At 60.4% G+C, this 22035-nt stretch carries 13 protein-coding genes, 2 tRNA genes, 3 rRNA genes, 1 other RNA gene and 1 pseudogene; 15 read left to right on the top strand and 5 right to left on the bottom strand.

Features of this window, described 5'->3' with window-relative positions; genetic code table 11:
- Positions 1-115 precede the first annotated feature (115 nt).
- From pssA to rrf, 6 genes are all read left to right on the top strand, one after another.
- Positions 116-970 (top strand): CDP-diacylglycerol--serine O-phosphatidyltransferase, encoded by an 855-nt coding sequence (gene pssA, locus BGI51_RS05060; RefSeq protein ID WP_133861906.1) that lies wholly within the window; start codon positions 116-118, stop codon positions 968-970.
- A 568-nt stretch (positions 971-1538) separates the two neighbouring features.
- A 16S ribosomal RNA gene (locus BGI51_RS05055) occupies positions 1539-3075 on the top strand.
- Positions 3076-3171: 96 nt separating this feature from the next.
- Positions 3172-3248: transfer RNA gene (locus BGI51_RS05050), tRNA-Ile, on the top strand.
- A 6-nt stretch (positions 3249-3254) separates the two neighbouring features.
- Positions 3255-3330 (top strand) — tRNA-Ala (locus BGI51_RS05045).
- A gap of 304 nt (positions 3331-3634) precedes the next feature.
- Positions 3635-6527 (top strand): 23S ribosomal RNA (locus BGI51_RS05040).
- A 159-nt stretch (positions 6528-6686) separates the two neighbouring features.
- Positions 6687-6802: ribosomal RNA gene (gene rrf, locus BGI51_RS05035) — 5S ribosomal RNA — on the top strand.
- The 16S, 23S and 5S rRNA genes sit together here with 2 tRNA genes alongside, the layout of an rRNA operon.
- 518 nt (positions 6803-7320) lie before the next feature.
- Here rrf and uvrA read toward each other — a convergent pair.
- Positions 7321-10155 (bottom strand): excinuclease ABC subunit UvrA, encoded by a 2835-nt coding sequence (uvrA, locus tag BGI51_RS05030; protein WP_187980474.1) that lies wholly within the window; start codon positions 10153-10155, stop codon positions 7321-7323.
- Positions 10156-10424: 269 nt separating this feature from the next.
- Here uvrA and BGI51_RS05025 point away from each other — a divergent pair, with 269 nt between their 5' ends.
- Positions 10425-11813, top strand: a complete 1389-nt coding sequence (locus tag BGI51_RS05025; RefSeq protein WP_187980473.1) for an MFS transporter — start codon at positions 10425-10427, stop codon at positions 11811-11813.
- Between the two features lie 25 nt (positions 11814-11838).
- Positions 11839-12393, top strand: a complete 555-nt coding sequence (ssb, locus tag BGI51_RS05020; RefSeq protein ID WP_158893811.1) for a single-stranded DNA-binding protein — start codon at positions 11839-11841, stop codon at positions 12391-12393.
- A 53-nt stretch (positions 12394-12446) separates the two neighbouring features.
- On the opposite strand, the gene ssrA is transcribed toward ssb, so the two are convergent.
- Both ssrA and smpB read right to left on the bottom strand, forming a co-directional pair.
- Positions 12447-12798, bottom strand: a transfer-messenger RNA (tmRNA) gene (gene ssrA, locus BGI51_RS05015).
- A gap of 82 nt (positions 12799-12880) precedes the next feature.
- A complete protein-coding gene (smpB, locus tag BGI51_RS05010; RefSeq protein WP_007162671.1) occupies positions 12881-13357 on the bottom strand; it encodes an SsrA-binding protein SmpB in 477 nt (158 codons plus the stop codon).
- Between the two features lie 172 nt (positions 13358-13529).
- Here smpB and BGI51_RS05005 point away from each other — a divergent pair, with 172 nt between their 5' ends.
- Together BGI51_RS05005 and BGI51_RS05000 are read left to right on the top strand one after the other, a co-directional pair.
- Positions 13530-13964 carry a type II toxin-antitoxin system RatA family toxin gene (locus BGI51_RS05005; RefSeq protein ID WP_133863028.1) on the top strand — a complete coding sequence of 145 codons (435 nt, stop codon included), beginning with the start codon at positions 13530-13532 and terminating at the stop codon, positions 13962-13964.
- Positions 13957-14262 (top strand): RnfH family protein, encoded by a 306-nt coding sequence (locus tag BGI51_RS05000; RefSeq protein WP_187980472.1) that lies wholly within the window; start codon positions 13957-13959, stop codon positions 14260-14262. Before BGI51_RS05005 ends, BGI51_RS05000 begins: the two co-directional genes overlap by 8 nt.
- 7 nt (positions 14263-14269) lie before the next feature.
- On the opposite strand, the gene BGI51_RS04995 is transcribed toward BGI51_RS05000, so the two are convergent.
- On the bottom strand, positions 14270-14809 hold the full coding sequence (locus BGI51_RS04995) for an outer membrane protein assembly factor BamE (RefSeq protein WP_187980471.1): 540 nt from the start codon (positions 14807-14809) through the stop codon (positions 14270-14272).
- A gap of 94 nt (positions 14810-14903) precedes the next feature.
- Here BGI51_RS04995 and fur point away from each other — a divergent pair, with 94 nt between their 5' ends.
- The gene (fur, locus tag BGI51_RS04990) at positions 14904-15308 is read left to right on the top strand and encodes a ferric iron uptake transcriptional regulator (RefSeq protein WP_007162667.1); all 405 of its coding nucleotides are present in this window, start codon (positions 14904-14906) and stop codon (positions 15306-15308) included.
- A gap of 62 nt (positions 15309-15370) precedes the next feature.
- On the opposite strand, the gene recN is transcribed toward fur, so the two are convergent.
- Positions 15371-17038 (bottom strand): DNA repair protein RecN, encoded by a 1668-nt coding sequence (gene recN, locus BGI51_RS04985; protein ID WP_187980470.1) that lies wholly within the window; start codon positions 17036-17038, stop codon positions 15371-15373.
- A gap of 166 nt (positions 17039-17204) precedes the next feature.
- On the opposite strand from recN, the pseudogene grpE reads away from it, so the two are divergent.
- From grpE to dapB, 4 genes and pseudogenes are all read left to right on the top strand, one after another.
- Positions 17205-17770: pseudogene (grpE, locus tag BGI51_RS04980) on the top strand (nucleotide exchange factor GrpE).
- Between the two features lie 93 nt (positions 17771-17863).
- Complete coding sequence (gene dnaK, locus BGI51_RS04975; RefSeq protein WP_133863033.1) at positions 17864-19792, top strand: molecular chaperone DnaK; 1929 nt, start codon at positions 17864-17866, stop codon at positions 19790-19792.
- A 112-nt stretch (positions 19793-19904) separates the two neighbouring features.
- Positions 19905-21038, top strand: coding sequence for a molecular chaperone DnaJ (dnaJ, locus tag BGI51_RS04970; protein WP_007162663.1), 1134 nt, complete (start codon positions 19905-19907; stop codon positions 21036-21038).
- A gap of 54 nt (positions 21039-21092) precedes the next feature.
- The gene (gene dapB, locus BGI51_RS04965; RefSeq protein WP_133863034.1) at positions 21093-21899 is read left to right on the top strand and encodes a 4-hydroxy-tetrahydrodipicolinate reductase; all 807 of its coding nucleotides are present in this window, start codon (positions 21093-21095) and stop codon (positions 21897-21899) included.
- The last annotated feature ends 136 nt before the right edge of the window (positions 21900-22035 follow it).

Here is a 22035-nt window from a genome sequence, read left to right as displayed (position 1 = left end):
CGCGTTTTTTATTGCACTGCCCACGACCCCGGCAATGCCTTAGCATGGGAGGTTAGGCTGAACCCTATCCTCAAGAGGTCAGTCCAATCCGTCAGGTAATGCCCAAGGAAAATCCATGAGCGAGCGTCCCGAAGAAACCCCGTCCAACACCAACACCGACGGCCTCATCCCCGTGGATGAACACATCGAGGAGACGCAGGACGCCCAGGGGCGCAAGATCAGACGCCGTGGCGTGTACCTGCTGCCCAACCTCTTCACCACCGCGGCGCTCTTTGCCGGCCTCTATTCGATCATCAAGGGTGTTGCGGCTCAGACCGCCTTCATCCAGGGGCAGTACGAGATTGCCTCCGCCGGTTTCTCGGCCGCTGCCGCCGCCATCTTTATCGCCATGGTTCTTGATGGCCTGGATGGCCGCGTCGCCCGCATGACCAACACCCAGAGCGCCTTCGGCGAGCAGTACGATTCGCTCTCCGACATGGTCGCCTTCGGCGTCGCGCCGGCGATCCTGGCCTTCCAGTGGGCACTGAGCGGCCTGGGTAATGTCGGCTGGGCCGTTGCCTTCATCTATGTGGCAGGCGCCGCCTTGCGTCTGGCGCGCTTCAACACCCAGATCGGTTCCGTGGACAAGCGCTACTTCATCGGCCTGGCCAGTCCTTCCGCGGCTGCCTTGGTGGCCGGTACCGTCTGGTGCTTCAGTGACTTCGGCATCCAGGGCTCCAAGCTGTCCCTGCTGGTAGCCCTGATGGTCGCCGCGGCTGGCATGCTCATGGTCAGCAACTTCAAGTACTGGAGCTTCAAGACCCTGGGCCTGAAAGGGCGGGTGCCCTTCGTGGTCATCCTGATCGCCGTGCTGGTCTTCGCCGTGGTCTTCACCGACCCGCCGCGCGTGCTGCTGCTGGGCTTCCTGGCCTATGCCGTCTCCGGCCCCTTCACCACCCTCTGGCGCAATCGCCGTGTCGGCCGCGGCTAGCCGCACGAGAGGTCTATAGGAAAGGGGGCTGCGTAAGCAGCCCCCCTTTCTTTTTTGGCCTTTCTGAAAATAACCTGTTGACCTGCCCCGAAACTCCCCTATAATGCGCCCCACTTCCAGCGCAGACGCTGAAGCGGCTTGAAAATCAAGCACTTAGGTCTGAGCCGGGCGAGGGGTCCACGGATTCTTCGCTGTTTGGTCTTCACCTCCGGGTGATGACGGGATGAAGCGGAGGGGGTTGACAGCGTCTCAGGATGCTGTAGGATTCGCCTCCCGCTGCCGAGATTGGCTAGACCAGTCAGGCAAGCGCAAGTGGTTGAGTTGAAACGAAAAAGTTCAAATCAACGCTTGACAGGATGTGAGGACAGCGTAGAATGCGCGCCTCGGTTAGCGACACGGTCGCAACCAACTGCTCTTTAACAAGTTGAATCAAGCAATTCGTGTGGGTGCTTGTGAGATAAGTCTGGTGTCGCAAGATTATCAGCAACACAAGTAACTCGTGAATTCATGAGTTTTTTGCGATTGCTGAGCCAAGTTTAGGGTTTTCTCAAAACCCGATCAGTCTACTTAACTGAAGAGTTTGATCATGGCTCAGATTGAACGCTGGCGGCAGGCCTAACACATGCAAGTCGAGCGGATGAGAGGAGCTTGCTCCTCGATTTAGCGGCGGACGGGTGAGTAATGCCTAGGAATCTGCCTAGTAGTGGGGGACAACGTTTCGAAAGGAACGCTAATACCGCATACGTCCTACGGGAGAAAGTGGGGGATCTTCGGACCTCACGCTATTAGATGAGCCTAGGTCGGATTAGCTAGTTGGTAGGGTAAAGGCCTACCAAGGCGACGATCCGTAACTGGTCTGAGAGGATGATCAGTCACACTGGAACTGAGACACGGTCCAGACTCCTACGGGAGGCAGCAGTGGGGAATATTGGACAATGGGCGAAAGCCTGATCCAGCCATGCCGCGTGTGTGAAGAAGGCCCTCGGGTCGTAAAGCACTTTAAGTTGGGAGGAAGGGCTTACAGCGAATACCTGTGAGTTTTGACGTTACCGACAGAATAAGCACCGGCTAACTTCGTGCCAGCAGCCGCGGTAATACGAAGGGTGCAAGCGTTAATCGGAATTACTGGGCGTAAAGCGCGCGTAGGTGGCTTGATAAGTTGGATGTGAAATCCCCGGGCTCAACCTGGGAACTGCATCCAAAACTGTCTGGCTAGAGTGTGGTAGAGGGTAGTGGAATTTCCAGTGTAGCGGTGAAATGCGTAGATATTGGAAGGAACACCAGTGGCGAAGGCGACTACCTGGACTAACACTGACACTGAGGTGCGAAAGCGTGGGGAGCAAACAGGATTAGATACCCTGGTAGTCCACGCCGTAAACGATGTCAACTAGCCGTTGGGATCCTTGAGATCTTAGTGGCGCAGCTAACGCATTAAGTTGACCGCCTGGGGAGTACGGCCGCAAGGTTAAAACTCAAATGAATTGACGGGGGCCCGCACAAGCGGTGGAGCATGTGGTTTAATTCGAAGCAACGCGAAGAACCTTACCTGGCCTTGACATGCTGAGAACTTTCCAGAGATGGATTGGTGCCTTCGGGAACTCAGACACAGGTGCTGCATGGCTGTCGTCAGCTCGTGTCGTGAGATGTTGGGTTAAGTCCCGTAACGAGCGCAACCCTTGTCCTTAGTTACCAGCACGTTATGGTGGGCACTCTAAGGAGACTGCCGGTGACAAACCGGAGGAAGGTGGGGATGACGTCAAGTCATCATGGCCCTTACGGCCAGGGCTACACACGTGCTACAATGGTCGGTACAAAGGGTTGCCAAGCCGCGAGGTGGAGCTAATCCCATAAAACCGATCGTAGTCCGGATCGCAGTCTGCAACTCGACTGCGTGAAGTCGGAATCGCTAGTAATCGTGAATCAGAACGTCACGGTGAATACGTTCCCGGGCCTTGTACACACCGCCCGTCACACCATGGGAGTGGGTTGCTCCAGAAGTAGCTAGTCTAACCTTCGGGAGGACGGTTACCACGGAGTGATTCATGACTGGGGTGAAGTCGTAACAAGGTAGCCGTAGGGGAACCTGCGGCTGGATCACCTCCTTAATCGAAGATGTCAGCTTGCTGGCAAGCACCCACACGAATTGCTTGATTCACTGATAAAAGAGCAATTGAGTTAGTTAGACTCAAGGTAAGACGATTGGGTCTGTAGCTCAGTTGGTTAGAGCGCACCCCTGATAAGGGTGAGGTCGGCAGTTCGAATCTGCCCAGACCCACCAATCGATGGGGCCATAGCTCAGCTGGGAGAGCGCCTGCCTTGCACGCAGGAGGTCAGGAGTTCGATCCTCCTTGGCTCCACCATCTCCACCTACCGCTAACGCGATTGCTTGAAAAGCTCAGAAGTGAGCCTTTGACTTCTCCCTGCCGAAAGGTAATGAGAAGGGCACAAAAGCTGACTTCTGGTCTTTGATCAGAACTGTTCTTTAAAAAATTGGGAAAGTGATAGAAGTAGACTGCATTAACTGTTTTCACTGGCAGTTAGTGTCGTCAAGGTAAAATCTTGCGAACTCAAGCGCAAGTTTTCGGCGAAATGTCGTCTTCACTCATGTAACGCCTGCAGATCGGTAGCGTCCTTGGATGCCAGCGAGATTGCTTGGGGTTATATGGTCAAGTGAAGAAGCGCATACGGTGGATGCCTTGGCAGTCAGAGGCGATGAAAGACGTGATAGCCTGCGATAAGCTTCGGTGAGGTGGCAAATGACCTGCGACCCGGAGATCTCTGAATGGGGAAACCCACCTAGCATAAGCTGGGTATCTTAACCTGAATCCATAGGGTTAAGAGGCGAACCAGGGGAACTGAAACATCTAAGTACCCTGAGGAAAAGAAATCAACCGAGATTCCCTTAGTAGTGGCGAGCGAACGGGGACCAGCCCTTAAGTTGATTTGAGAGTAGCGGAACGCTTTGGAAAAGGCGGCCATAGTGGGTGATAGCCCTGTACGCGAAACGCTCTTATCAATGAAATCGAGTAGGACGGGGCACGAGAAACCCTGTCTGAATATGGGGGGACCATCCTCCAAGGCTAAATACTCCTGACTGACCGATAGTGAACCAGTACCGTGAGGGAAAGGCGAAAAGAACCCCGGAGAGGGGAGTGAAATAGAACCTGAAACCGTATGCGTACAAGCAGTGGGAGCCTACTTTGTTAGGTGACTGCGTACCTTTTGTATAATGGGTCAGCGACTTATTTTCAGTGGCGAGCTTAACCGAATAGGGGAGGCGTAGCGAAAGCGAGTCTTAATAGGGCGTTTAGTCGCTGGGAATAGACCCGAAACCGGGCGATCTATCCATGAGCAGGTTGAAGGTTAGGTAACACTGACTGGAGGACCGAACCCACTTCCGTTGAAAAGGCAGGGGATGACTTGTGGATCGGAGTGAAAGGCTAATCAAGCTCGGAGATAGCTGGTTCTCCTCGAAAGCTATTTAGGTAGCGCCTCATGTATCACTCTGGGGGGTAGAGCACTGTTTCGGCTAGGGGGTCATCCCGACTTACCAAACCGATGCAAACTCCGAATACCCAGAAGTGCCGAGCATGGGAGACACACGGCGGGTGCTAACGTCCGTCGTGAAAAGGGAAACAACCCAGACCGTCAGCTAAGGTCCCAAAGTCCTGGTTAAGTGGTAAACGATGTGGGAAGGCTTAGACAGCTAGGAGGTTGGCTTAGAAGCAGCCACCCTTTAAAGAAAGCGTAATAGCTCACTAGTCGAGTCGGCCTGCGCGGAAGATGTAACGGGGCTCAAACCAGGCACCGAAGCTACGGGTATCACCTTTGGTGATGCGGTAGAGGAGCGTTCTGTAAGCCTGTGAAGGTGAGTTGAGAAGCTTGCTGGAGGTATCAGAAGTGCGAATGCTGACATGAGTAACGACAATGCGAGTGAAAAACTCGCACGCCGAAAGACCAAGGGTTCCTGCGCAACGTTAATCGACGCAGGGTGAGTCGGTCCCTAAGGCGAGGCTGAAAGGCGTAGTCGATGGGAAACGGGTTAATATTCCCGTACTTCTAGTTACTGCGATGGGGGGACGGAGAAGGCTAGGCCAGCTTGGCGTTGGTTGTCCAAGTTTAAGGTGGTAGGCTGACTGTTTAGGTAAATCCGGACAGTTAAGGCCGAGAGCTGATGACGATCCTTCTTTTAGAAGGAGAAGTGGTTGATGCCATGCTTCCAGGAAAAGCCTCTAAGCTTCAGGTAACTAGGAACCGTACCCCAAACCGACACAGGTGGTCGGGTAGAGAATACCAAGGCGCTTGAGAGAACTCGGGTGAAGGAACTAGGCAAAATGGCACCGTAACTTCGGGAGAAGGTGCGCCGGTGAGGGTGAAGGGTTTACCCCGTAAGCTCATGCCGGTCGAAGATACCAGGCCGCTGCGACTGTTTATTAAAAACACAGCACTCTGCAAACACGAAAGTGGACGTATAGGGTGTGACGCCTGCCCGGTGCCGGAAGGTTAATTGATGGGGTTAGCGCAAGCGAAGCTCTTGATCGAAGCCCCGGTAAACGGCGGCCGTAACTATAACGGTCCTAAGGTAGCGAAATTCCTTGTCGGGTAAGTTCCGACCTGCACGAATGGCGTAACGATGGCGGCGCTGTCTCCACCCGAGACTCAGTGAAATTGAAATCGCTGTGAAGATGCAGTGTATCCGCGGCTAGACGGAAAGACCCCGTGAACCTTTACTGTAGCTTTGCACTGGACTTTGAGCTTGCTTGTGTAGGATAGGTGGGAGGCTTTGAAGCGTGGACGCCAGTCTGCGTGGAGCCATCCTTGAAATACCACCCTGGCAATCTTGAGGTTCTAACTCTGGTCCGTTATCCGGATCGAGGACAGTGTATGGTGGGCAGTTTGACTGGGGCGGTCTCCTCCTAAAGAGTAACGGAGGAGTACGAAGGTGCGCTCAGACCGGTCGGAAATCGGTCGTAGAGTATAAAGGCAAAAGCGCGCTTGACTGCGAGACAGACACGTCGAGCAGGTACGAAAGTAGGTCTTAGTGATCCGGTGGTTCTGTATGGAAGGGCCATCGCTCAACGGATAAAAGGTACTCCGGGGATAACAGGCTGATACCGCCCAAGAGTTCATATCGACGGCGGTGTTTGGCACCTCGATGTCGGCTCATCACATCCTGGGGCTGAAGCCGGTCCCAAGGGTATGGCTGTTCGCCATTTAAAGTGGTACGCGAGCTGGGTTTAGAACGTCGTGAGACAGTTCGGTCCCTATCTGCCGTGGACGTTTGAGATTTGAGAGGGGCTGCTCCTAGTACGAGAGGACCGGAGTGGACGAACCTCTGGTGTTCCGGTTGTCACGCCAGTGGCATTGCCGGGTAGCTATGTTCGGAAGAGATAACCGCTGAAAGCATCTAAGCGGGAAACTTGCCTCAAGATGAGATCTCACTGGAGCCTTGAGCTTCCTGAAGGGCCGTCGAAGACTACGACGTTGATAGGTCGGGTGTGTAAGCGCTGTGAGGCGTTGAGCTAACCGATACTAATTGCCCGTGAGGCTTGACCATATAACACCCAAACAATCTGACCGCGGTCAGAGCGTGAGGAAGACGACGCCGAAAACGGCGCGTGGGTTCGCAAGACCCCAAAGACGAGTTGTCTACTTCGATCACAAACCCAATTGAGCCAGCCAGGCAGCCTCATCGCCTGGTCAGCCAACCGAATTGCTTGACGAACATAGAGCATTGGAACCACCTGATCCCTTCCCGAACTCAGAAGTGAAACGATGCATCGCCGATGGTAGTGTGGGGTTTCCCCATGTGAGAGTAGGTCATCGTCAAGCGCCTAACACCCAGCACCCCCGCTCAGTTCATTCTGGCGGGGGTGTTGTCTTTGGGGCGAGGAAAGTTTGGCCGGGCGTCATGGGCTTGAGTGCTGGGAGCGGCTAATTGGCTAGCGGACGCCTGAAGCCGCGTGGCTGAGGTTGCCCTCACCCTAGCCCTCTCCCGGGGGAGAGGGGACCAAAAGGGCGCGGCGGCGGCGTTGAAGCAGTGCCTGCTAGGCAGGTGCTGCTTTAAGTCTGCAAAGAGCCCAAGAGCCCCAACAGCCCGGCTACGCCAGGCTGTTGGGTTGGAAGCGCGGCACAGAATCATCGTAGGTTGGCGCTGAGCGCAGCGAAGCCCAACAATCAGCTCCGCTGCAGGGATCAAGCGAACGGCGGCGGGTCGGGGCGGTGAGGGGCAGGGGTTGGCTTCCGGAAGTTGGGCTTCGCTGTGCTCAGCCCAACCTACCGCATCTTTTCGTGAGCAAGAAAAAGCCCGGCATTGGCCGGGCTTTTTGCGTTCTGGAAGGTGCCGAAGATTACTCCCGGTCACGTTCCAGCAAGGGCTTGAGGAAGTGGCCGGTATAGGACTTCTTGTTCGCCGCGACCTCCTCGGGTGTACCTGTCGCGATGATCTGACCACCCTTCGAACCGCCTTCCGGGCCCAGGTCCACCAGCCAGTCGGCGGTCTTGATGACATCGAGGTTGTGCTCGATCACCACCACGGTATTGCCGTGATCCCGCAGGCGATGCAGAACGTCCAACAGCTGCTGGATATCGGCGAAGTGCAGACCGGTAGTAGGCTCGTCAAGAATATAGAGTGTCTTGCCGGTATCACGCTTGGACAACTCCCGCGCCAGCTTCACACGCTGGGCCTCGCCGCCTGACAGGGTCGTAGCGCTCTGGCCGAGACGGATATAGGACAGGCCGACATCCATCAGCGTCTGCAGCTTGCGCGCCAGGGCCGGGATGGACTCGAAGAAGGCATGGGCCTCTTCGATGGTCATGTCCAGCACCTCGGTGATGGTCTTGCCCTTGTACTTCACCTCCAGGGTCTCGCGGTTGTATCTCTTGCCCTTGCAGACGTCACAGGCGACATAGACGTCCGGCAGGAAGTGCATCTCCACCTTGATGACGCCGTCGCCCTGGCAGGCCTCGCAGCGGCCGCCCTTGACGTTGAAGGAGAAGCGCCCCGGGGTGTAGCCGCGGGAGCGGGATTCCGGGACGCCGGAGAACAATTCGCGAATCGGGGTGAAAAGACCGGTGTAGGTCGCCGGGTTGGAACGTGGCGTCCGGCCGATGGGGCTCTGGTCGATGTCCACCACCTTGTCCAGGTGCTGCATGCCGTCGAAGCTGTCATGGGCGGCGACTTCCAGGGTCGTCGCGCCATTGAGCGCCGTGGCGGTCAGCGGGAAGAGGGTGTTGTTGATCAGAGTCGACTTGCCGGAGCCGGATACCCCGGTCACGCAGGTCAGCAGCCCAACGGGAATCTCCAGATTGACGTTCTGCAGGTTGTTGCCGCGGGCACCCTTTAGCTTCAGCAGCTTCTTCTTGTCCCGCGGCGTGCGCTTGGCGGGGACTGCGATCTTCTTGCGACCCGACAGGTACTGCCCGGTCACCGAGTCGGGGTGCTGCATAACCTGGTCGGGCGTACCTTCCGCAATGATCTGGCCGCCGTGTACGCCGGCGCCCGGACCTATGTCGATGACATAGTCCGCCAGGCGGATGGCGTCCTCGTCGTGCTCGACGACGATGACGGTGTTGCCCAGGTCGCGCAGGTGGGTCAGGGTACCCAGCAGGCGCTCGTTGTCGCGCTGGTGGAGGCCGATGGAAGGCTCGTCGAGGATGTACATGACGCCCACCAGACCCGCACCGATCTGGCTGGCCAGGCGGATACGTTGCGCCTCGCCGCCGGACAGGGTGTCCGCGCTGCGATCCAGGGTCAGGTAGTCCAGGCCGACGTTGACCAGGAACTGCAGGCGCTCGCGGATCTCCTTGAGGATCTTGTCGGCGATCTGCTGCCGCTGGCCCTTGAGGGTGAGGTCTTGGAAGTACTGGGTGGCATCGCCCACGGGCAGGCGGGTGACCGCCGGCAGGGTCTTGTCGCCGACCCACACATGCCGGGCTTCGCGGCGCAGGCGGGTGCCATTGCAGTCCGGGCAATGCTGGGTGCTCAGATACTTCGCCAGCTCTTCGCGCACGCTCTGGGATTCGGTCTCGCGATAACGCCGCTCCAGATTCGGCAGGATGCCTTCGAAGGGGTGGGCGCGCTTGACGATGTCGCCGCGGTCATTCAGATAGCGGAAGTTGACGCTCTCGCGTCCGGAGCCGCTGAGGACCGCCTTGCGGTGCTTGTCATCGAGACCCTTGAAGGGCTCGTCCAGGCTGAAGCCATAGTGGCTCGCCAATGAGCCGAGCATCTGGAAGTAGTAGACGTTGCGCCTGTCCCAGCCGCGGATGGCGCCCTCGCTGAGGCTGAGCTCCTCGTTGACCACACGGCGGGCATCGAAGAACTGCTTCACGCCCAGGCCGTCGCAGGTCGGACAGGCACCGGCAGGGTTGTTGAAGGAAAACAGCTTGGGCTCCAGCTCGCCGATGGAAAAGCCGCAGATCGGACAGGCGAAACGCGCGGAGAAGACGATCTCCTCACCCTTCCCGCCTTCCATGGGCGCGATGATGGCGATGTCGTCGGCCAGCTTCAGCGCCGTCTCGAAGGATTCCGCCAGGCGTTGCTGGAGGTCTTCGCGCACCTTGAAGCGATCCACCACCACCTCGATGGTGTGCTTCTTCTGCTTGTCGAGCTTGGGCAGTTCGTCCATCTCGTGCAGACGGCCATTGACGCGGACGCGGACGAAGCCCTGGGCGCGCAGTTCCTCGAATACCGAGAGGTGTTCACCCTTGCGCTCGCGCACGATGGGGGCGAGCAGCATCAGTCGCTCGCCTTCCGGCATGGCCAGCACCTGATCGACCATCTGGCTGACGGTCTGGGCTTCCAGGGGCACGTCGTGTTCCGGGCAGCGGGGCGTACCGACGCGCGCATAGAGCAGACGAAGGTAGTCGTAGATCTCGGTGATGGTACCCACGGTGGAGCGCGGGTTGTGCGAGGTGGATTTCTGCTCGATGGAGATCGCCGGGGACAGGCCTTCGATGGTGTCCACGTCGGGCTTTTCCATCATCGACAGGAACTGCCGGGCATAGGCCGACAAGGATTCCACGTAGCGGCGCTGGCCTTCGGCATAGAGGGTGTCGAACGCCAGCGAAGACTTGCCGGAACCGGACAGGCCGGTAATGACGATGAGCTTGTCCCGGGGGAGGGTAAGGTCGATGTTCTTCAGATTATGGGTGCGGGCCCCACGGATGAGGATTTTATCCACGTAGACTTCTGCCTCGTTTTGGCGGCGCTTCAATAGGAAAGAGGTCTCGTCCCGGGCTGCGGCTATCTGCCGCGCCTGTGAGAGAGGGGGTAAGGCTGGTAAAATTGGTGGCCCGACAGCGGTGATCGGGCGTTCGTGATCCTGGCGGTCGGGAACGTTCGGACGAGCGCTCGGCTATCTTCACCGCTTCCTCCCTAAATGGTCATTGTCACGACTGTTTTAAAGCTGTGTGGCGACGTAAAAGCCTGTCGCCGACGAGAGGATTATCAATGCTCGACAAGCGCAGTGAAGCCATGAACGGCGTCGAACGCCGTGCCGCCCTAGGGCTGGCTCTGGTCTTCGCCTTTCGTATGCTCGGTATGTTCATGGTGCTCCCGGTCCTGGCGACCTATGGTCAGGAGTTGGCTGATGCCACCCCGGCGCTGATTGGCCTGGCCATAGGTGCCTATGGTTTGACCCAAGCGCTTCTGCAAATTCCCCTGGGGACGCTGTCCGATCGCATCGGTCGCCGCCCCATCATCATTGGTGGACTGCTGGTGTTCGCCCTTGGTGCCGCCATTGCCGCCAATGCCCACTCGATCTGGGGCGTTATCGCCGGTCGTATCGTGCAGGGCGGCGGTGCCATTTCGGCCGCCATCATGGCGCTGCTGTCGGATCAGACCCGCGAGCAGCATCGCACCAAGGCCATGGCTACCATCGGCATGAGCATCGGCGTGTCCTTTGCCGTGGCGATGGTAGCCGGACCGCTGCTGACCCGTGCCTATGGTCTCGCCGGCCTGTTCTGGGCGACCTGCGGGCTGGCACTGGTCGGCTTGCTGATCGTGCTGTTCCTGGTTCCTCACCAGGCCTCGCCCTTCACCCATCGAGAGTCGAATCTGGCGCGCCAGGCGCTGGGCGCCACCCTGCGCAATCGCGATCTGCTGCGGCTGGACTTCGGTATCCTGGCGCTGCACGCTGTGCTGATGGCCAGTTTCGTCGTCCTGCCGCTGGCCCTCGCCGAACACGCCGGCCTGCCCAAGGAAGAGCACTGGTGGGTTTACCTGACCGCACTGGTGGTCGGCTTCTTCGCCATGGTTCCCTTCATCATCTATGGTGAAAAGAAGCGACGGATGAAGCGCGTGCTGGTGGGTGCCATCAGTGTGCTGGTGCTCTGCGAGCTGTACTTCTTCTTTTTCAGCGACAGCCTGGTGGCCCTGGTCATTGGCATCGTGGTGTTCTTTACCGCCTTCAACCTGCTGGAGGCCTCGCTGCCGTCACTGGTGAGCAAGGTGGCACCTGCAGGCGGCAAGGGCACCGCCATGGGGATCTATTCCACCAGTCAGTTCCTTGGTTCCGCATTGGGCGGTATCCTCGGTGGCTGGCTGTTCCAGCATGGTGGCCTGTCCACCGTCTTCCTGGGTTGTGCGGCGCTTTGCCTGGGATGGGCGGTGGTAGCTGGCACGATGCGAGAACCGCCCTATGTCACCAGTCTGCGTTTGCCGGTTACGCCCGCGCTAGTCAACGACCAGGGATTGGTCGGACGCCTGTTGGCCCTGGCCGGAGTGACCGACGCGGTAATGGTGGCGGAAGAACAAGCCGTCTACATCAAGATCGATACTAAAATCGTCGATCGGGCGCAACTGGAGCGACTGGTAAGCCAAACGCCAGTCGCCGCTTGATCGACAGCCCTATCAGGAGATTCATATGGCCCGTGGCGTCAACAAAGTCATCCTCGTCGGCAATGCCGGCGCCGATCCCGAAACCCGCTACATGCCCAATGGCAATGCGGTGACCAATGTCACCCTGGCCACCAGCGAAAGCTGGAAGGACAAGCAGACCGGCCAGCAGCAGGATCGCACCGAATGGCACCGTGTGGTGTTCTTCGGTCGTCTGGCAGAGATCGCCGGCGAGTACATCCGCAAGGGCTCCCAGGTCTATGTCGAAGGCAGCCTGCGTACCCGCAAGTGGCAGGGTCAGGACGGTCAGGATCGCTACACCACCGAAATCGTGGTCGATATCAACGGCAACATGCAGTTGCTGGGTGGCCGCGGTGGCAATGCCGGTGGCAACGATGAATACAACCAGAGCGCCCCTGCGCCCCAGCAGCAGCGTGCCCCTCGTCCCCAGCAGTCGGCTCCGCAGTACGACAACGGTGGCAATGCCGGCTCTGGCAACAGTCGTCCTCAGCAGCAGCCCAAGCCCCAGCAGCAGCCGGCTCAGCAGGACTACGACAGCTTCGACGACGACATTCCCTTCTAGGGCCTCGTTGATCAGGCAAAGAAAAAGGGCAGCCAGTGGCTGCCCTTTCTTTTTGGTGGAGGCGGGGGGATTTGAACCCCCGTCCGCCAGCTCTCCGCTATCGGTTCTACATGCTTAGCCCTGTCTACTGAGTTAACCCATTGCGGCCCGACGGGCAGGGTGCTTTGGGCGAGCTGTATAAGTTTTAGCCGTTACGTCTACAGCGAACTTGGCGGCGATCCTGTTCTATCTGACAGTCGTTTCGGGTTTACAGGCATCCCTAGCGACTGCTAGCCGCGTTAAGCAGCTAGAGCGTAGTTGTCGTCGTTGGCAACTATAAGTTTGCAGCAGCGAATTTACGAGTTCTGCTACCAGCTCGGCATGCCCCTCAAGTTTCGTTACCGGCGTCGAATCCTAATCGCCCCCAAAACTTGCTGGTCGTTCACTATAGGAATTCCAGCCGTCCTGCGCAAGTCATTGCTGACGAAACGTTTTTTTAGCCGCTTGGCTACTTGGCGTCCTTGCGGATGGCGCGCTGGATCTCACGGTCGGAATCGCGCTCGCGTTCAGTGGCACGCTTGTCGAATTCCTTCTTGCCCTTGGCCAGGGCGATCTCGCACTTGACCAGGTGTTTTTTCCAGTAGAGCGACAGCGCTACGCAGGCGTAGCCCTTCTGCTGCACCGCGCCGAACAGCTTGCCCAGCTCGCGCTTGTTCAGCAGTAGCTTGCGGGTGCGGGTGGGGTCGGCGATGACGTGGGTACTGGCAGTCTGTAGCGGGGTGATGTGGCTACCGAGCAGCCAGGCTTCGCCGTCCTTGAGCAGCACATAGCTGTCGGTCAGCTGCGCCTTGCCGGCTCTTAGGCTCTTGACCTCCCAGCCTGCCAGGGAAACACCTGCCTCGAAGCGGGTGTCGACGAAGTATTCGTGTAGCGCTTTCTTGTTCTGCGCGATGCTACCGGGGGAGACTTTCTTTTGCTTGGCCATGATTCCAGGGTACAGCGAGTCGGGGGAAATGTCGCCACGCGCTTGAGCGGGTATGAGCAAACACGGACAATACCGCGGTTCTGGACCGTGGCAGGCTGGTGCGGGAGTAAAATGCGAGCGCCGCCCTCAAATTCAAGGTCCGACACCGATATCGCTATTCTACGAGGTTCCGATGAGCTCGCACATCCAACGTTCGGCGTTGCTTCCCTATCCTGCTTCAGCGCTCTATGCGCTGGTTAATGACGTGGACCGTTATCCGGAGTTCCTGCCGTGGTGCTCGTCCGCCCAGATTCTGGAGCAGAACGAAGGGCTGATGCGCGCCGGTCTCACCGTGGCCAAGGGCGGCCTCAGTCAGCAGTTCACGACCCGCAATACCCTGGTGCCGGACGAGTCCATCACCATGGATCTGGAGAAGGGGCCCTTCAAGCAGCTGCATGGCGTCTGGACATTCAAGGCACTGGGCGACAAGGCCTGCAAGATCTCGCTGGATCTGTCCTTCGAATACGACAGCGCCATCGTGCGCGCGACCCTGGGCCCGCTGTTCAATCAGGCGGCCAATACCATGGTGGATGCCTTCTGCCAGCGTGCCCGAGCCCTCTATGGCTGAGCGTCTCGCCATCGAGGTGGCACTGGCGCTGCCGGAGCGGCAATGGCTATTGAGGCTGGAGCTGGAGGAGGGCGCCACGGTCGCGCAGGCCGTGCTGGCTTCGGGTCTGCTCGACCAGCTGACGCCAGAGCAGCGCGAAGGCTATCGGGTCGGCATCTTTGGCAAGCAGGTCGCCAAGCCGGAAGAAAGGAAGCTGCTGGAAGGCGAACGGGTCGAGATCTACCGCCCGCTGCTTGCGGATCCCAAGGAGAGTCGCAAGCGGCGGGCCGAAAAGGCCAGAGCCAAGACTGGCCTCTAGCTGGAGATCACTGACCGTCGGTACGGATGCGGTCGGGAGTCGGGATGGCAGCCGGCCGAGCGCTATCGATCTCTTTCTGGATAGTGTCTTCGGTCGAGCCGGGCACGGCGGGCGTTTCCGGTGTCGCAGCAGGCGCAGCAGCGGGTTGCGCCGGCGCGGTGGGATCCATACTGGTACCACTGTCGGTACCCATGATCTGCTGTTCACGGCTGGTGCCGGGCATGAAATCGCCAGCCAGGCTACTCAACTGGTTGTCACCGTTGAACACCAGGCTGACACGCTCTTGTTTCCGCTGACCACCGGCGGCCTGCAGGCTGTACAGATAGTCCCAGCGATTGGGATGGAAGGTGTCCTGGATCAGCGGCGAGCCCATGATAAACCGGACCTGTTGTCGGGTCATTCCGGGGCGCAACTGGTCTATCATGTCCTGGGTGACGACGTTGCCCTGCTGGATGTCGATCTTGTAAACCCCCGGCAGAGAGCAGCCGGCGAGCATGGCTAGGCCCATCAGAGAGAGCCCGGTCAGCGTTTGCTTGAGGTTTTGCATCGGTGGGAGACTTCCACTATCTTGCTGGGCAACGAAGCACCGATCATACCCGTATTCCCGAGGGCTGCGAAAGCACTCGGCACCGAGAAAGAGCATGGTAGAGAACAACGAACTCCGCAAAGCGGGTCTGAAAGTGACCCTGCCGCGCGTCAAGATATTGCAGATGCTGGACACCACCGAGCAGCGCCACATGAGCGCTGAAGACGTTTACAAGGCGCTGATGGAAGCAGGCGAGGACGTGGGGCTGGCAACGGTCTATCGGGTCCTTACCCAGTTCGAAGCGGCCGGCCTGGTGGTGCGCCACAATTTCGATGGCGGTCACGCCGTGTTCGAGTTGGCCGACACCGGACATCACGATCACATGGTGGATGTGGATACCGGCGAAGTCATCGAGTTCACCGATGCCTCGATCGAAAAGCGTCAGCGCGAGATCGTCGAAGAGCATGGTTTCGAGCTGGTCGATCACAACCTCGTGCTGTACATCCGTCAGCGCAAGTGAAGATCCAGACATGAAAAAGGCGACTCCGAGTCGCCTTTTTCATGTCTGTTGCCAGCCCGCATCTAGCGGCTGACCACCAGCTTGCGGGCATGGGCGAGGGATTCGCGGGTAAGGTCGACGCCGCCGAGCATGCGCGCCACTTCCTCCACACGGCGCGCCCGGTCCAGTTTTGCAACCGCCGTACGGGTCTCGTCGGTGCCGCGCTCCTTGTGCACGAAAAGATGCTGATGCCCCTGGGCCGCTACCTGGGGCAGGTGGGTGACCGTCAGTACCTGGCCGCGCTCGCCCAGCTGCCGCAGCAGCTGGCCGACCACCTCGGCGGTCGGGCCGCCGATGCCGACGTCCACTTCGTCGAACACCAGCGTGGGCGTGCGCGAGGTCTGGGCGGTGATGACCTGGATGGCCAGGCTGATCCGTGACAGTTCGCCACCGGAAGCGACCTTTGCCAGTGGGCGCAGGGGCTGGCCCGGGTTGGCGCTGACGCGGAATTCGACCCCCTCGTTGCCCACCGGCTGAGGTTCGCCGGTGCTGCCCGGCGAGAGGGTGATGCTGAAGCGGCCACCTGGCATGCCCAGGCGCTGCATTTCGGTTTCGACCGCTGCGGCCAGCTCCGGCGCCCGTTGCTCGCGCAGACGGCTCAATTCGCCGGCCTTTTCCTGGTAGTGGCGCTCGAAGGCGGCCAGCTCTTCCTGCAGGCGCTCCAGAGCGACGTCGTCGGCATCCAGCGATTGCAGTTCGTTGCGCAGCTGTTCGTGCAGCTCCAGCAGGGCTTCGGGTTGCACGCGATGCTTGCGGGCGAGGCTGTAAACGCTGTCGAGACGCTCCTGTACCGCCTGCTGGCGCTCCGGGTCGGCTTCGAAATGATCGACGAAGCGATTGAGTTCGTTCATCGCCTCCTCGATCTGGATCTGCGCGGAGGCGAGCAGGTTGCTGGCTTCCTGGATCTGCGCAGGCGGGCGGTCGAAGGCAGTCAGGCGTGCCACGCTGGCATTGAGCGCTGACTGGGCATTGCCCTGCTCGTTCTCGGTACAGAGGTCCATGGCCTGGCGGCAGGCCAGCAGGATGTGCTCGGCACTCGCCAGATCGCTCTGCTCCTGCTCCAGGGCCTGCAGCTCGCCCTCGACCAGGGCGAGGTTGTCGAGTTCTTCCAGCTGATAGCTGAGCAGCTGATGGCGGGCGCGTTGCTCGTCACCGTTGCGGGTCAGGCGCTCCAGGGCCTGGCGCACCTGGCGCCAGCGCTGGGCGGCGAGTTGCACCTGGCGCACCAGCTCGCCCGCGCCGGCGTATTCGTCCAGCAGGCGGCGATGGGTATCGAGACCGAGCAGCGATTGGTGTTCGTGCTGGTTGTGGATGTCGATCAGCAGACCGCCGAGGGTCTTGAGGTCGGCCAGCGGGCAGGGCGAGCCATTGATATAGCCGCGCGAGCGTCCTTCGCGGGTGATGACGCGGCGCAGCAGGCAGGGCCCGTCCTGCTCCAGGTCTCGCTCGGCGAGCCATTGGCGCGCCTCGGGTATGTCGGAGATGTCGAAGCTGGCCAGGACATCGGCCTTGTCGGCGCCAGGCCTTACCGCATCGCTGTCGGCGCGGTCGCCCAGGGTGAGGCCGAGGGCATCGAGCATGATGGACTTGCCGGCGCCGGTTTCGCCGGTGATCACGGTCATGCCGCGCTCGAGGTCGAGGTCGAGGTGTTCGACGATGGCGTAGTTGCGGACGGACAGATGCACCAGCATGCGACGATCTCCGAAAGCGGTTTTCTGGTTGTTTATACAGTGCCTCTCGGGCACTGGCAATCCATACAGCTCTTGAAGCGCCGGCCGGCGGCCCCATATAGGCGCCATCGATCAAGGCATCGTCCATTCGCGGGCGCGCCCACCGGCATTATCACAGGAGGACTCCATGGCCGACGAACAGAACTCCCAGACCCCGAGCACGAAGCAGCCGCTCAGGGCGACGTCCAGCACGAGGATCTCGCCACCCGCGTCGCCACGCTCGAAGAGCAGCTCGCTGCTGCCCAGGATCAGTCGCTGCGCAGCGTCGCCGAACTGCAGAACGTGCGTCGTCGCGCCGAGCAGGATGTGGAGAAGGCGCACAAGTTCGCGCTGGAAAAATTCGCCGGCGATCTCCTGCCGGTGCTCGACAGCCTGGAGCGTGGCCTGGAGTTGTCCAACGCCAGCGACGAGGCCCTCAAGTCCATGCGTGAAGGCATGGAGCTGACCTTGAAGATGCTGCAGGACACCCTCAAGCGCTATCAGGTCGAGGCCGTCGATCCCCTCGGCGCGCCCTTCAACCCGGAGCACCACCAGGCCATGGCCATGGAGGAGAGCGCTACCGCCGAGCCGGGCAGCGTGCTCAAGGTGTTTCAAAAGGGCTATCTGCTCAATGGTCGCCTGCTGCGGCCGGCGATGGTGGTAGTCAGCAAGGCACCTGCGGCGCAGCAGCCGAGCATCGACGAAAAGGCTTGAAATTCTTTCGCTCGGCCCCATCTGGTAGGCAAGCGAACATCAAAGGCCCCCTGAGCGGGCCGCGCGGAATCTGAGATTTCTGGAGAAGACTACATGGGCAAGATCATCGGTATCGACCTGGGGACGACCAACTCCTGCGTCGCGATCCTCGAAAACGGTAACGTCAAGGTACTGGAAAACGCCGAAGGCACCCGTACCACGCCGTCCATCATCGCCTACACCAACGATGGCGAGACCCTGGTCGGCCAGCCGGCCAAGCGCCAGGCGGTGACCAATCCGCAGAACACCCTGTACGCGGTCAAGCGTCTGATCGGTCGGCGTTATGAAGAAAACGTCGTGCAGAAAGACATCGAGATGGTCCCCTACAAGATCGTCAAGGCCGACAACGGTGACGCCTGGGTCGAGGCCAAGGGCCAGAAGATGGCGCCGCCCCAGGTGTCTGCCGAAGTCCTGAAGAAGATGAAGAAGACCGCCGAGGACTACCTGGGCGAAGCCGTGACCGAGGCGGTAATCACCGTACCGGCCTACTTCAACGACAGCCAGCGCCAGGCCACCAAGGATGCCGGTCGCATCGCCGGTCTGGACGTCAAGCGCATCATCAACGAGCCCACCGCGGCTGCCCTGGCCTATGGCCTGGACAAGGCCAAGGGCGACCACACCGTGATCGTCTATGACCTGGGCGGCGGCACCTTCGACGTGTCGGTCATCGAGATCGCCGAGGTCGATGGTGAGCATCAGTTCGAGGTGCTGGCCACCAATGGCGACACCTTCCTGGGTGGCGAAGACTTCGACATCCGCCTCATCGACTATCTCGTCGAAGAATTCAAGAAAGAAAGCGGCATGAACCTCAAGGGTGACCCGCTGGCCATGCAGCGCCTGAAGGAAGCTGCCGAGAAGGCCAAGATCGAGTTGTCCTCGGCTACCCAGACCGACGTCAACCTGCCGTACATCACCGCCGATGCCAGCGGTCCCAAGCACCTGAACGTCAAGGTCTCCCGCGCCAAGCTGGAGTCCCTGGTGGAAGAGCTGGTCGAGCGCACCATCGAGCCGTGCCGCACTGCGCTGAAGGACTCCGGCCTGGACGTCTCCGACATCCACGAGGTCATCCTGGTGGGCGGTCAGACCCGCATGCCGCTGGTGCAGAAGCGCGTAGCCGACTTCTTCGGCAAGGAAGCGCGCAAGGACGTCAACCCGGATGAAGCCGTCGCCATCGGTGCCGCCATCCAGGGCGCCGTGCTGGCCGGCGACGTCAAGGACGTGCTGCTGCTGGACGTCACTCCGCTGACCCTGGGCATCGAGACCATGGGTGGTGTGATGACCGCGCTGATCGAGAAGAACACCACCATCCCGACCAAGAAGTCGCAGGTGTTCTCCACCGCCGACGACAACCAGGGCGCCGTGACCATCCACGTGCTGCAGGGCGAACGCAAGCAGGCCGCGCAGAACAAGTCGCTGGGCAAGTTCGACCTGGCCGAGATCCCGCCGGCGCCGCGTGGCGTGCCGCAGATCGAGGTGACCTTCGACATCGACGCCAACGGCATCCTCAACGTGTCCGCCAAGGACAAGGCCACCGGCAAGCAGCAGTCCATCGTCATCAAGGCGTCCTCCGGTCTGTCCGAGGACGAGATTCAGCAGATGGTGCGTGACGCCGAGGCCAATGCCGACGAGGATCGCAAGTTCGAAGAGCTGGCTGCCGCCCGCAACCAGGGTGATGCCCTGGTGCACGGCACCCGCAAGATGCTGACCGAGGCCGGCGACAAGGCCACCGCGGAGGAGAAGAGCACCATCGAGAAGGCCATCGGCGAACTGGAAACCGCGGTACGCGGCGACGACAAGGATGCCATCGAAGCCAAGATGAATGCCCTGTCCCAGGCCTCCGCGCCGCTGGCCCAGAAGCTCTATTCCGAGCAGGGTGCTGCCGCGGGTGCCGAAGGCGCCTCGGCCAAGGCGGACGGTGATGCCAAGAAGCCCGGCGACGACGTGGTCGATGCCGAGTTCGAGGAAGTGAAGGACAACAAGTAAGCCGCGTGCTTACCGCACCTGACGGGCTTCGGCCCGTCGGATCCGCCACGCGGGAGCCTGCTCCCGCGTTGGCGTGTCTGGAGGGTGAGAAAATTTAAGGTGCAGAAAGTCTATGGCCAAACGTGATTACTATGAGGTGCTCGGGGTCGAGCGCGGCGCCAGCGAAGCCGAGCTCAAGAAGGCCTACCGACGCCTGGCGATGAAATACCACCCGGATCGCAATCCGGGTGACGCGGCTGCCGAGGAGCAGTTCAAGGAGGCCGCCGAGGCCTACGAAGTGCTGTCCGATGCGGGCAAGCGCTCGGCCTACGACCAGTACGGCCATGCTGGCGTCGATCCGAGCATGGGTGGCGGCGGTTTCGGTGGTGCGGCGGGTGGCGCGAGCTTCTCCGACATCTTCGGCGACGTCTTCAGCGACTTCTTCGGTGGGCGCGGTGGTGCCGGTGGGCGTGGCGGTCCGCAGCGCGGCGCCGATCTGCGCTACACCCTGGACTTGGATCTGGAAGAGGCGGTGCGCGGGACCACGGTCACCATTCGCGTGCCCACCCTGGTCGAGTGCAAGGTCTGCGACGGCAACGGCGCCAAGCCGGGTACCTCGGCGTCCACCTGCCCTACCTGCGGCGGCATCGGTCAGGTGCGCATGCAGCAGGGCTTCTTCTCGGTGCAGCAGACCTGCCCACGCTGCCACGGCAGCGGCAAGATCATTCCCGAGCCTTGCAACGCCTGCCATGGTCAGGGACGTGTGGAAGAGCAGAAGACCCTGTCGGTCAAGGTGCCGGCGGGCGTCGACACTGGCGACCGCATCCGCCTGACCGGCGAGGGCGAGGCCGGGACCCTGGGTGGTCCGAGCGGCGATCTCTACGTGGTGGTCAATGTGCGCGAGCACTCGATCTTCCAGCGCGACGGCAAGCATCTCTATTGCGAGGTGCCGATCAACTTCACCGATGCCGCCCTGGGTGGCGAGCTGGAAGTGCCGACCCTGGATGGCCGCGTCAAGCTGAAGATCCCCGAGGGCACCCAGACCGGCAAAATGTTCCGCCTGCGTGGCAAGGGCGTGACGCCCGTGCGTGGCGGTGGCGCCGGCGACCTGATGTGCAAGGTGGTGGTGGAGACTCCGGTCAACCTGAGCCGGCGGCAGCGCGAGCTGCTCGAGGAATTCCGCAACACCCTGCAGAGCGACAGTTCCCATTCGCCCCGGGCCAGTGGCTGGTTCGACGGCATGAAGCGCTTCTTCGACGACCTCTAAACCGGCAGGGGCGTCGTCGCGAGGCGGCGCCCGGCCAGCAGCCTGGAGCTGATGATGCGACGTATAGCTGTAATGGGCGCCGCGGGGCGCATGGGCAAGACCCTGATCGAAGCGGTCCAGCAGACCCAGGGCGCTGCCGGCCTTACCGCCGCGGTGGATCGTCCCGAGAGCAGCCTGGTGGGTGCCGACGCGGGCGAGCTCGCCGGCATCGGCCGTAACGGGGTGATGCTGTCGGGTGACCTGGCGCGGGTGCTGGATGATTTCGATGTCGTCATCGACTTCACCCACCCCAATGTGACTCTGCAGAATCTGGCGCTCTGCCGCAAGGCGAAGAAGGCCATGGTGATCGGCACCACCGGCTTCACCGCCGAGCAGAAGCTGACCCTGCTGGAGGCCAGCAAGGAAATCCCCATCGTCTTCGCGGCCAACTTCAGCGTCGGCGTCAATCTCTGTCTCAAGTTGCTGGATACCGCTGCCCGGGTGCTGGGTGACGAGGTCGATATCGAGATCATCGAGGCGCACCACAGGCACAAGGTCGATGCGCCCTCGGGTACTGCCCTGCGCATGGGCGAGGTCGTTGCCCAGGCGCTGGGTCGTGATCTGGAAGAAGTGGCCGTCTATGGCCGGGAAGGCCAGACCGGTGCCCGCGATCGCCAGACCATCGGCTTCGCCACCGTACGTGCCGGCGACGTGGTGGGCGATCACACGGTGCTGTTCGCCAGTGAAGGCGAGCGGGTCGAGATCACCCACAAGGCGTCCAGTCGCATGACCTTCGCCAAGGGCGCCGTACGCGCAGCCCTCTGGCTCAAGGACAAACAACCGGCGCTATATGACATGCAGGACGTGCTGGAGTTGCGCTGACCCGCTCGCGGGGGTGCCAGCCGTGATCAATTCCTGTACAATGCAGCTTTAGTGTATCCACTAAAAGCTAGCGCAGAATGAAATCACAACATTAAAACGGGATGACTCTTCGAGATGTCATCCCGTTTTTTTGCAC

The organism is Pseudomonas oryzihabitans, assembly GCF_014522265.1.
Lineage (GTDB): Bacteria > Pseudomonadota > Gammaproteobacteria > Pseudomonadales > Pseudomonadaceae > Chryseomonas > Chryseomonas aestiva.
This window is presented reverse-complemented; position numbering and strand designations above follow the sequence as displayed.

Bases quoted from the DNA above. Each gene is read 5' to 3' on its own strand.
- BGI51_RS05000 (WP_187980472.1), top strand. From the start codon at position 13,957: ATGGCTGAGCGTCTCGCCATCGAGGTGGCACTGGCGCTGCCGGAGCGG.
- pssA (WP_133861906.1), top strand. From the start codon at position 116: ATGAGCGAGCGTCCCGAAGAAACCCCGTCCAACACCAACACCGACGGC.
- BGI51_RS04995 (WP_187980471.1), bottom strand. From the start codon at position 14,809: ATGCAAAACCTCAAGCAAACGCTGACCGGGCTCTCTCTGATGGGCCTA.
- smpB (WP_007162671.1), bottom strand. From the start codon at position 13,357: ATGGCCAAGCAAAAGAAAGTCTCCCCCGGTAGCATCGCGCAGAACAAG.
- BGI51_RS05005 (WP_133863028.1), top strand. From the start codon at position 13,530: ATGAGCTCGCACATCCAACGTTCGGCGTTGCTTCCCTATCCTGCTTCA.
- dnaK (WP_133863033.1), top strand. From the start codon at position 17,864: ATGGGCAAGATCATCGGTATCGACCTGGGGACGACCAACTCCTGCGTC.
- dnaJ (WP_007162663.1), top strand. From the start codon at position 19,905: ATGGCCAAACGTGATTACTATGAGGTGCTCGGGGTCGAGCGCGGCGCC.
- BGI51_RS05025 (WP_187980473.1), top strand. From the start codon at position 10,425: ATGCTCGACAAGCGCAGTGAAGCCATGAACGGCGTCGAACGCCGTGCC.
- fur (WP_007162667.1), top strand. From the start codon at position 14,904: ATGGTAGAGAACAACGAACTCCGCAAAGCGGGTCTGAAAGTGACCCTG.
- ssb (WP_158893811.1), top strand. From the start codon at position 11,839: ATGGCCCGTGGCGTCAACAAAGTCATCCTCGTCGGCAATGCCGGCGCC.
- dapB (WP_133863034.1), top strand. From the start codon at position 21,093: ATGCGACGTATAGCTGTAATGGGCGCCGCGGGGCGCATGGGCAAGACC.
- recN (WP_187980470.1), bottom strand. From the start codon at position 17,038: ATGCTGGTGCATCTGTCCGTCCGCAACTACGCCATCGTCGAACACCTC.